The organism is Thalassococcus profundi, assembly GCF_003344785.1.
GTDB lineage: Bacteria > Pseudomonadota > Alphaproteobacteria > Rhodobacterales > Rhodobacteraceae > Puniceibacterium > Puniceibacterium profundi.
Map to the genome: position 1 here is coordinate 61052 of NZ_QPMK01000003.1, position 9192 is coordinate 70243.

A 9192-nucleotide genomic window follows, 5' to 3' on the forward strand; every position below is an offset into this window, starting at 1 on the left:
CTATCCCAGCAGCAGGCTTTCGCATTCGGACAGGTAAAGCCAGGCACTGCGCTTTGCCTGGCGCCTGAGGCGGTCGTCGGTGCCGAACTGCGCCAGCTGCAACAGCCGGGCCTGGGCCATCTTCGCGTCGATCCGCCAGGCCAGCGCCTGGCGTCCGGTGACAGGACCGCCAAGCGTCGCATCGACCAGCGCCACGAACCCCGCGCGCACCCGTTCCGTGCGGTCCGACGCGGCGCCGTCGAACATCCATTGATGTTCCATCAATGCCGACATGCGGCCGGCGCAGGTGGCAAAGGTCTTCGCGCGCGTCTGGGCGTCCTGCGGCAGGGCGATGGCGCTGCCGGTCCAGAGCATCCAGACCAGAACGGCGCAGAGATATGTTTTCAATCCGCTCATCCTGCGCACAGTGGAGCATGAAAGTTGCGCAAAAATGAGGCTAAATGAAAACTTTTCCGGAGAGTTGTCGGAGAATCACAGGCGATTCCGGCACGCGGCCGATGTCGCCCGGCGTTCAGTCCGCGCGCAGCGCCTCGCAGTCCTGCATCTGACGCTCGAACAGGTCGCGGCTGGTCTCGTCGCCGTCTTCGATCATCGCCCGGACCATCAGGAACATGCCCTCACGCTGGTCCGCGACGGCGCCCGGCAGGTCGGCACGGCGGGCAAAGGCCCGGGCCATGCCGCGCGCCTCGGCCTCTCTATCGAGATAGGCCGACACCTCGGCGTAGTCGGCATAGCCGTGCCAGAGCGCCGCGCAAGTTGCCAGCCGCTCGGCAGAGCCGAGCGACACCAGCAGCAGCGCAGCGCCCAGCATGGGCTCAGACGACGCTGATCGACGCGGCGCTTTCCGGCAGTTCCTCGTCGAAGCAGCGCTGGTAGAACTCGGCCACGGTCTGCCGCTCCAGCTCGTCGCACTTGTTGAGGAACGACACGCGGAACGAATAGCCAAGGTCGCGGAAGATCTCGGCGTTCTGCGCCCAGGCGATGACCGTCCGGGGCGACATCACCGTCGACAGGTCGCCGTTCATGAAGGCGGTGCGCGTGAGGTCCGCCACGGTCACCATCTGGCGCACCGTCTTGCGGCCCTTCTCGGTGTTGTAATGGGGTGCCTTCGACAGCACGATCGAGGTCTCGGCGTCGATGCTGAGGTAGTTGAGCGTCGCCACCAGAGACCAGCGGTCCATCTGGCCCTGGTTGATCTGCTGGGTGCCGTGGTAAAGGCCGGTGGTGTCGCCCAGTCCCACGGTGTTGGCGGTGGCGAAGATGCGGAAGTACTTGTGCGGCGTCAGCACCTGGTTCTGGTCCAGCAGCGTCAGCTTGCCGTCGGTTTCCAGAACCCGCTGGATCACGAACATCACGTCGGCGCGGCCCGCGTCGTATTCGTCGAAGACGATGGCGCAGGGATTGCGCAGCGCCCAGGGCAGGATGCCTTCCTGGAACTGCGTGGTCTGCTTGCCGTCCACCAGCTTGATCGCGTCCTTGCCGATGAGGTCGATCCGGCTGATGTGGCTGTCGAGGTTCACCCGCACGGCGGGCCAGTTGAGACGGGCCGCGACCTGTTCGATATGGGTCGACTTGCCGGTGCCGTGATAGCCCTGGATCATCACCCGGCGGTTGTTGCGGAACCCGGCAAGGATCGCCAGCGTCGTGTCGGGGTCGAACTTGTAGGTGCTGTCGAGATCCGGCACCCGTTCGGTGCGCTCGGCAAAGCCGTGAACGATCATGTCCGTATCAATGCCGAACACCTCGCGGACGGAGATCTCCTCGGTGGGTTTTGCATTGATGTCGATCGTGCCGTCAGCCATGGTTGCCTCGTTCTTGTTCGCGCGTCTGATATCGCGCACGTGGTGCAACATATCGCGGCAAGGGGCAAGGGAAAGCGCGAAGTTCGGGGGGCAGGGCGTGGCGGTATCCGAGATCGAAGCCTTGCTGGCACGCATCGCCGGGGGCGAACGGACCGCGTTCCGGTCGTTCTACGCCCTGACGTCGGCGCGCCTTTTCGGGATCTGCCTTGGTGTGCTGGGTGACCGGCCGCGGGCCGAAGAGGCGTTGCAACAGGTCTACCTGCGCATCTGGGAACAGGCCGACCGCTACCGCGTGACCGGGCAGGAGCCGATGGTCTGGCTGGTGACGCTGGCGCGCGATGCCGCGATCGACTGCAAGCGGCGCGAGGCGCGGCGGCCGGCCGATGCCGCTCCGGTAAACCTGGACGACCTCGTGCCGGACACCGGTCCGGGCGACCGGACCCCTGATGCGGGCCCGCTGCGGCAGGCCTGCCGGATGGTCCTGCCGCCGGACCTGACGGCGATGCTGCGTCGGGCCTATGCGCGCGGCGAGAGCTACGAGACGCTCGCCCGCGATGCCGGCGTGTCGCGCGACACTGCGCGACAGCTGATGCGGCGCGGCCTCAAGTCCCTGCGCGCGGAGCTCGACCGATGAGCGTCGACCATTCCGACACCTTGCCCGGAGGCGACAGCGAACTGGCGGGAGAATACGTGCTCGGCCTGCTCGAAGGCGTGGAACTGCACGCCTTCGAGGCGCAGCTGGCCAGCGACCCCGCCCTGCAGGCCGAGGTCGCCGCCTGGGCGGCGCATCTTTCGGAACTGGCCGCCGACATTCTCGAAGTCGCGCCCGCCCCCGCGGTCCTGCGCCGGATCGAAATTGCCGCCTTCGGCGCGGCGCCGCCCAGCTTCTGGCGCCAGCTCTGGCCCTACGTGCTGGGCGCGGCGGCGGCGGCGGCCTTGGCCTGGGTCGCGACGGGCGTCGGGCTGGTGCCGATGTCAGAGCCGGTCCGCGACGCCGCCCCGCTGACCGCGCGGCTCGAGTCGGACAGCGGCGGCGTGTCCCTGTCGGCGGCCTTCCATCCTGCGACCGCAGAGCTTGTCGCGGAGGTGACCGGCGGTGCGCCACCGCCGGGACGGATCCTGTTTCTCTGGGCCGTGCCCGAGGGCGGGACACCGCGCCTGCTGGGACAGATGCCCGACAGCGGTCCGTTCAGGCGCGATCTGCCACTGGACCTGGCGTCGGAAATGCCGGGTGCCGGACTCGCCGTCTCGGCCGAGGCAGAGGGCACCGTTTCTCCAGCGGCGCCCTTGGGGCCGATCGTCGCGCGTGGTCTCTTCACGCAGCCGTGAAGGCGCGTGCCGAAACTCCTGCGGCGCGCTTCCGTGGCTGTCTGTGAAATCGCCCAGCAAGGGTGGATTGTCCAAACGGAGGAAGCCATGACGACCCGCACCCCCCTGATCGCAGCGATTGCCGCTGCCAGCCTGTCCACCGCAGCCTTCGCCCAGTCGGGCGGCATGAACGACAACCCGATGGTCGGCGGCGCCGAGATGTTCGCCGACCGGACCATCGTTGAGAACGCGGTGAATTCCGCCGATCACACGACCTTGGTCGCCGCGGTCCAGCAGGCCGACCTGGTCGAGACGCTGTCGGGCCCCGGACCCTTTACTGTCTTCGCGCCCACCAATGCCGCTTTCGACATGATTTCGGATGACTCGCTCAGCCAGCTGATGATGGACGAGCACAAGGCGCAGCTGGCGCAGATCCTCACCTGCCACGTGGTCGCCGCCAATGCCATGTCCGACGCCATCGCTGGGATGATCGCCGATGACGGTGGCACCCATCCCGTCGAGACCGTCGGCGGCTGCACGCTGCAGGCCAAGATGTCGGGCGGCACCATCACCCTGACCGACGAACAGGGCCGCAGCGCCGACGTGACCATTGCCGACGTCAAGCAATCGAACGGCGTGATCCACGTCATCGACCGGGTGCTTTTGCCGGCCATGTGAATCCCCCATGGTCACGTGAAAGTGCTGGCCCCGCCCTTGCCCCCGCAAGGGTGGGGTCCCCACATAAGGCTCGGAAAACGGAGGATATCATGAACAGACGCTTGTTTCTTTCCGCCGCCGGCGGCGCCGCAGCCGCGCTGGGCCTGACCCGCAGCGCCACCGCGCAGCAGGAGTTCGAGGTCACCCGCTCCACGTCCGAATGGAAGGCGATGCTGAGCGATCTGGAATACAAGGTGATGCGCGATGAAGGCACCGAACGCGCCTTCACCTCGCCGCTCAACGACGAAAAGCGCGACGGCATGTTCAACTGCAAGGGCTGCGATCTCGCGCTCTACAGCTCCGAGCATAAATACGACAGCGGCACCGGCTGGCCGTCCTTCTGGCAGGCGCAGCCCGATGCCATCGAGACCAAGGCGGACCGGTCGTTCTTCATGACCCGCACCGAGTGCCATTGCCGCCGTTGCGGCTCGCACCTGGGTCACATCTTCGACGATGGCCCGCAACCCACCGGCAAGCGCCATTGCATCAACGGCGTGTCGCTGACCTTCTCCCCCGCGTCCGCGTGACGCCGGGGGGCTCCTCCGGACCGCCGGAGACTTCCCTCGTGTGTAACGATTTCTGCCGGGCCTGCGGGTCCGGCCTTTTTCGTCAGGGCACCCGCCGCGTCGGGGCCGGGTCCTGCAGCGTCTCGAGGTAGCGGGCGATGCCGAACAGGGGCGCGGGCGTCCGGCTGCGAAGGCCGTTGCCGGTGTCGAAGCTGACCAGCGGCCCCGAGACGAATTCGTCGTAGATCGGCATGTCCGATCCCGGCAGATAGCGTTTCGAATAGCCGTCGACGATCCCCATGACTTCGAGCTGCGGCCAGACCCCGCCGCGCCGTTCGGCGATCTTCGTGAGGTCCGCCGGCGCCGGGTCGAGCTGCGCGGCAAGCGGCCCGTCGCCCCGGCCGGTGGTGCCGTGGCAAACAACGCACTTATCGGCAAAGAGCATTCGTCCCGACGCCGGGCTTTCCGGCGCACAGGCGGTGAGGGTGAGCAGGGCAGGGACGATCAGGCGATACATGCGCGGGCCTCCGGGGTCAGGGTCCGGTCATCGTGCGTCCGCCCGGCGCGTGCCGACATGATCGAGATCAAGTCCGGCGGATGCCCGCGCCGGTCTTCAGGCGTTCCAGGCGATCCGGCCCAGGGTGGCGATGTCGTATCCGCCATACGCCTCGGCCCGCGATTTGAACGCTTGGGATGCGCAGAATCGCATCAGGGTCTGCATCGGCGGGTCGAACCAGGCCTTGCGATCCACCAGCAGCGCGAAGTCTTCGTCGAGAATGGGCACGAAATCGAGCCCGTAGCTTTTCGCCATCGCCTCCAGTCCGAAGGCGGCGTCGGCCTCGCCACGGCGCACGGTCTCGACCGCCTCGTCCTCGGTGCGGGCCACCTCTGTCCTGTCGAGGGCCGCGAGGTCCAGGCCGTCGCGCTCTGCCAGGTACCGGAACAGCGTGTCGGTGCCGGACCCGGGCTGCCGCGGCACGACGCGATGGCCCGCAAGGTCGGGAAGACCCTTGGGCGCGGGCAGGCCCGGACGCAGAACAAGGCCCCGCCGGCGGCGCGCGAAGCTCACCAGCACGACGTTCTGGCCGGGCGCGGCCCTGGCGACCGTCGGCACGTTCCAGGTGTCCGACGCCGCGTCGTGGATGTGCAGGCCGGCGGCGATGCCTTCGCCCTTCAGGAACCGTTCCAGCCCGTCCAGCGAACCGTCGTGGAAGGTCGCCAGTCCGCAGCGCGACTGCCGGATCGCCCAGTCGAGCAGGGGATCGTGGCTGCCGAGGATGATCGGCGGGCGGTCACCCTGGTCGGGAGCGGCAGCGCCTTCGCCGCCGGATTTCGCGCGTTCGATCCAGGCGCGTATCTCGTCCGCCGGGAACAGCAGCTTGCCGGTGGCGCGCGAACACGGCGCCGCGCCCGAGGCCGCGAGGTCGTAGACCTTGCGCTCTTTCAGGCGCAGCAGCGCCGCCAGTTCCTTGACGGTCAGGTATTCATGGTCCGGAAACGCGGTGTCGGTCATGGTCGGGACGGCCTCGGGCAGTGTCGCGATCAAGGGATACCCAATTTGCGGCGCCGGGAACATGCCTCATCTGCAAGCTGTCCCGGGGCGCCCGGCACGGGGCGCCCCGGGACCGTCGGTCACTGGGCCGGCGCGTTGGGGAAGAAGAGCTGCTGGTCGGCGACGGTGTAGGCCGCGATGGCCTCCTGGCCCGCGCCCGAGACCAGCCAGTCGGCAAAGGTCTGCGCGGCCTCCGCGTTCACGCTGGGGCAATGCTCGGGGCTGACCGGGATCACGCCGTACTGGTTGAACATGTCCTCGTCGCCTTCGACCGCGATGGTGTAATCCTGCTTGTTGTCGAAGCTGATCCAGGTGGCCCGGTCGGTCATCACGTAGGCGCCCATGCCGATCCCGGCGTTGAGCGTGGCGCCCATGCCCGAGCCGGTCTCGCGGTACCAGTCGCCAGACCCCGCGGCGGGGTCGACGCCCGCATCGGTCCAGAGCGACACCTCTTTCTTGTGGGTTCCGGAGTCATCGCCGCGCGAGGCAAAGAGCGCGCCCTGGTCGGCGATCCTGGCCAGCGCGCCCTGCACGTCGGTCATGCCGCTGACGCCTGCCGGATCGGCCTCGGGGCCGACGATGACGAAGTCGTTGTACATCAGGTCGGTGCGGCTGGTGCCGTAGCCCGCCTCGACAAAGGCTTCCTCGGACGGCTTGGCATGGACCAGCAGCACGTCGCCGTCGCAGTTCTCGGCGTTCTTGATGGCCTGGCCGGTGCCCACGGCGACGACGTTGACCTGGATGCCGGTTTCCTCCTGGAAGATCGGCAGCAGGTGGTCGTAGAGCCCGGAATTGGCGGTCGACGTGGTGGACTGGACGATGATCGACTGGTCCTGTGCCCATGCGGCTCCGGCCAGGAGCGTGGCGAGCGTGGCGGCGCCGATTGTCTTGAATTGCATAAGCGGAAGTCCTTTCCTGGATGGTCAGACGACGATCCTGCCGTCGAGGTAGTCCCGGGCCGCCTGGCTGCGGGGCGCGGGAAAGAAGTCGGCGGCGCGGCTGTGTTCGGCGACGCGCCCGCCCTGGAGGAAGAGCACGTCGTCGGCCATGCGCCGCGCCTGGCCGGTGTCGTGGGTGACGAAGACGATGCGCACGCCGCGGTTGCGGGCCTCTGCGACGATGGCTTCGATGGCAAGCACCGAGGCGGGGTCGAGGCTGGCCGTCGGCTCGTCGAGGAACAGCACCTCGGGATCGGTCGCGAGCGCCCGCGCCAGCGCCAGCCGCTGCGCTTCGCCGCCCGACAGCAGCCGCGCGGGCTGCCGGGCCTTGTGGCCCAGCCCGACGTGGTCGAGCAATCGGTCGCGGCGGCGCGCATCCTTGCCGCGCGCCTTGAGCACGAAGTCGATGTTGGCCGCCACCGAGCGGCGCAGCAGCACGGGTTTTTGGAACACCAGCGCGTGCCGGGCCGTCACCGCGGACGGGTCGTGCGACCCCCAGGCGATAGTGCCGGCGGTCGGCCGGATCAGCCCGTGCAGCAGTTTCAGCAGCAGGCTCTTGCCCGCGCCGTTGGGCCCCATGACCATGGTGCAGCCGGTCGCCGACAGGTCGAAGCTGAGGCCGTCGAGCACCGTCGCGCCGTCAAAGCGCAACGCCAGGTCGCGGACCGACAGGGGCAGGATCGGCGCCGCCTGCGCGGTCCGCGCGGCTGCCGGAACATGGCTGGCGCAGACGTCAGACATAGGCCTGCCGCACCGCCGTCATGCGCACCGACTGCACGGCCGCGTTCACGCCAAGCGCGATGACAAGAAGGATGATGCCAAGTGCCAGCGCCAGCCCGAGGTCGCCTTTCGACGTCTCAAGCGCGATGGCCGTGGTCATGACGCGGGTCAGGTGGTCGATGTTGCCGCCGACGATGATGACCGCGCCGACCTCGGCCACCGCGCGGCCGAAGCCTGCAAGACCCACCGTCAGCAGCGAATAACGTGCGTCCCACAAAAGCGCCTGCACGGTTTGCAGCTTGGTCAGGCAGAGCGAGCGGAACTGCTCGGCATATTCCGCGTGCAGGTCCTCGATCACCTGCCGCGATAGCGCCGCGACGATGGGCGCGATGAGGATCGTCTGCGCGATGATCATCGCCGTCGGCGTGTAGAGCAGGCCGAGAAATCCCAGCGGGCCGGAGCGTGACAGGTGCAGGTAGACCAGCAGCCCCACCACGACAGGCGGCAGCCCCATCAGCGCGTTCATCACGATCAGCACCGCGTTGCGGCCGGTGAACCGTCCCACGGCCACCAGCGCGCCAAGGGGCAGGCCGATCAGGCAGGCCACCACGGTCGCGGTCAGGCTGACCCGCAGGGACAGCAGCACGATCTCCAGCAGATCGGGGTCGCCGGAAAGCACGAGCTGGACGGCCAGGCCGAGTGCATCCATCATCTGCTGCAAAATCTCCGAAGCTTGCAATAATTCCCTGAGCGGGGACCATACGCAGCGTCGGGCGGAAAGATCAAGTCTCGGCAGGTAGAATAATGGTGCAGATCGCCCAAATTTCCGGGGGTGGCGCAGGTGCATTCGGCAGGAAGTGAACTGCAAAATTTCCCGGACTAACGCGCTCGACGCTGTTCAAACGCGCTCCGAGGCGCGGTGAGAGCGGTCTTTGCGCAACCAGGTAAAGGGGCCGAGGGCAGCAGGCGGCTGTCCTTCTGGCGTGCCTCCGACCGATTGCGATCCGGCCGCGGGCCTATGACTGGGAGGTCTTTTCTTGCTCGGTCTCGCCCTCGGCGTCCGGCTCCGTCCGGGCCTCTGGCGACTTGTAATCGTTGGGATCGTAGTCGTCGGGATCGTAGGCCGCCTGGTCCTCGTCGATGCCGGTCACATGGGTGGTGCCGGTTTCCTCGTCGTAGACCAGTCCGTAATTCGCCCGGCCATCGGATTTGAAGCGTTTGTATTCATGGATGCCGGCGTAAACGAATACGGCCGTGATCGGCATCATGATCAGAAGGGCGATCACTTGAGCTTGCATGGCGTCTTTCCTTTGCAGCGTCCTGTCGGGCGCGCGGCTGCGGTCGGTGCCGGCCCGCCGCGTCCGCTCCGGGCGGTGGCAACGGCGAGGCAGACGCCCCTGAGACCGAAGGAAGCAGGCGGGCCAGCCCGGCCCAACGGCGGTGCCGCAACGGCGCAAAGCCTTGGCCGCGCGCGTCTGTCGTTGCTTCGGATACTAGACCGTGGCCGGAAATTCTCAACCGCGGGACATGCGTCGCGCCGCCGAACCCGCTCTCGCGGCATAGAGGGATTTGACGGTGATCCACGCCGGACGGGACACTCTGGGGTCAGCCCGCCGCCCAAAGGAAAGTTGCAGCGAGCCGTACTGCCG

General features: G+C 67.7%; 13 protein-coding genes. 4 read left to right on the plus strand and 9 right to left on the minus strand.

The genetic code is table 11. The features are described 5' to 3' along the window. The 3 genes from DU478_RS04595 to cobS all read right to left on the minus strand — a co-directional run bounded on the left by DU478_RS04595 (position 1) and on the right by cobS (position 1802). Positions 1–387, minus strand: a complete 387-nt coding sequence (locus tag DU478_RS04595; RefSeq protein ID WP_114509778.1) for a hypothetical protein — start codon at positions 385–387, stop codon at positions 1–3. Positions 388–511: 124 nt separating this feature from the next. Then, entirely contained in the window at positions 512–811 is a 300-nt protein-coding gene (locus DU478_RS04600) for a hypothetical protein (RefSeq protein ID WP_114509779.1), read from the minus strand. Between the two features lie 4 nt (positions 812–815). Then, positions 816–1802, minus strand: a complete 987-nt coding sequence (gene cobS, locus DU478_RS04605) for a cobaltochelatase subunit CobS (RefSeq protein WP_114509780.1) — start codon at positions 1800–1802, stop codon at positions 816–818. Positions 1803–1899: 97 nt separating this feature from the next. Here cobS and DU478_RS04610 point away from each other — a divergent pair, with 97 nt between their 5' ends. The 4 genes from DU478_RS04610 to msrB all read left to right on the plus strand — a co-directional run bounded on the left by DU478_RS04610 (position 1900) and on the right by msrB (position 4354). Beyond that, positions 1900–2436, plus strand: coding sequence for a sigma factor (locus DU478_RS04610; protein WP_233501112.1), 537 nt, complete (start codon positions 1900–1902; stop codon positions 2434–2436). Continuing rightward, entirely contained in the window at positions 2433–3131 is a 699-nt protein-coding gene (locus DU478_RS04615; RefSeq protein WP_114509781.1) for an anti-sigma factor, read from the plus strand. Before DU478_RS04610 ends, DU478_RS04615 begins: the two co-directional genes overlap by 4 nt. Positions 3132–3218: 87 nt before the next feature. Then, positions 3219–3788: a fasciclin domain-containing protein gene (locus DU478_RS04620; RefSeq protein ID WP_114509782.1), complete on the plus strand. Its 570-nt coding sequence runs from the start codon at positions 3219–3221 to the stop codon at positions 3786–3788. Positions 3789–3877: 89 nt separating this feature from the next. Next, positions 3878–4354: a peptide-methionine (R)-S-oxide reductase MsrB gene (gene msrB / locus DU478_RS04625; protein ID WP_114509783.1), complete on the plus strand. Its 477-nt coding sequence runs from the start codon at positions 3878–3880 to the stop codon at positions 4352–4354. 82 nt (positions 4355–4436) lie between these two features. Here the strand turns inward: msrB and DU478_RS04630 are convergent, their stop codons facing one another. The 6 genes from DU478_RS04630 to DU478_RS04655 form a co-directional block, all read right to left on the minus strand. Next, positions 4437–4850: a c-type cytochrome gene (locus DU478_RS04630; protein WP_114509784.1), complete on the minus strand. Its 414-nt coding sequence runs from the start codon at positions 4848–4850 to the stop codon at positions 4437–4439. 96 nt (positions 4851–4946) lie between these two features. Continuing rightward, the gene (locus tag DU478_RS04635; RefSeq protein WP_114510219.1) at positions 4947–5846 is read right to left on the minus strand and encodes a helix-turn-helix transcriptional regulator; all 900 of its coding nucleotides are present in this window, start codon (positions 5844–5846) and stop codon (positions 4947–4949) included. Between the two features lie 119 nt (positions 5847–5965). After that, the gene (locus tag DU478_RS04640; protein WP_114509785.1) at positions 5966–6784 is read right to left on the minus strand and encodes a substrate-binding domain-containing protein; all 819 of its coding nucleotides are present in this window, start codon (positions 6782–6784) and stop codon (positions 5966–5968) included. A gap of 24 nt (positions 6785–6808) precedes the next feature. Next, a complete protein-coding gene (locus DU478_RS04645; protein ID WP_114509786.1) occupies positions 6809–7564 on the minus strand; it encodes an ATP-binding cassette domain-containing protein in 756 nt (251 codons plus the stop codon). Beyond that, positions 7557–8255 (minus strand): ABC transporter permease, encoded by a 699-nt coding sequence (locus DU478_RS04650; RefSeq protein ID WP_114509787.1) that lies wholly within the window; start codon positions 8253–8255, stop codon positions 7557–7559. The genes DU478_RS04645 and DU478_RS04650 overlap by 8 nt, the downstream gene beginning before the upstream one ends. Positions 8256–8559: 304 nt before the next feature. After that, on the minus strand, positions 8560–8841 hold the full coding sequence (locus DU478_RS04655) for a hypothetical protein (protein ID WP_114509788.1): 282 nt from the start codon (positions 8839–8841) through the stop codon (positions 8560–8562). Positions 8842–9192: the final 351 nt, after the last annotated feature.

Excerpts from the sequence above, each read along its gene's own strand:
- DU478_RS04600 (WP_114509779.1), bottom strand. The coding sequence starts at position 811 with ATGCTGGGCGCTGCGCTGCTGCTGGTGTCGCTCGGCTCTGCCGAGCGG.
- DU478_RS04650 (WP_114509787.1), bottom strand. The coding sequence starts at position 8,255 with ATGATGGATGCACTCGGCCTGGCCGTCCAGCTCGTGCTTTCCGGCGAC.
- DU478_RS04630 (WP_114509784.1), bottom strand. The coding sequence starts at position 4,850 with ATGTATCGCCTGATCGTCCCTGCCCTGCTCACCCTCACCGCCTGTGCG.
- cobS (WP_114509780.1), bottom strand. The coding sequence starts at position 1,802 with ATGGCTGACGGCACGATCGACATCAATGCAAAACCCACCGAGGAGATC.
- DU478_RS04615 (WP_114509781.1), top strand. The coding sequence starts at position 2,433 with ATGAGCGTCGACCATTCCGACACCTTGCCCGGAGGCGACAGCGAACTG.
- DU478_RS04655 (WP_114509788.1), bottom strand. The coding sequence starts at position 8,841 with ATGCAAGCTCAAGTGATCGCCCTTCTGATCATGATGCCGATCACGGCC.
- DU478_RS04635 (WP_114510219.1), bottom strand. The coding sequence starts at position 5,846 with ATGACCGACACCGCGTTTCCGGACCATGAATACCTGACCGTCAAGGAA.
- msrB (WP_114509783.1), top strand. The coding sequence starts at position 3,878 with ATGAACAGACGCTTGTTTCTTTCCGCCGCCGGCGGCGCCGCAGCCGCG.
- DU478_RS04645 (WP_114509786.1), bottom strand. The coding sequence starts at position 7,564 with ATGTCTGACGTCTGCGCCAGCCATGTTCCGGCAGCCGCGCGGACCGCG.
- DU478_RS04620 (WP_114509782.1), top strand. The coding sequence starts at position 3,219 with ATGACGACCCGCACCCCCCTGATCGCAGCGATTGCCGCTGCCAGCCTG.
- DU478_RS04640 (WP_114509785.1), bottom strand. The coding sequence starts at position 6,784 with ATGCAATTCAAGACAATCGGCGCCGCCACGCTCGCCACGCTCCTGGCC.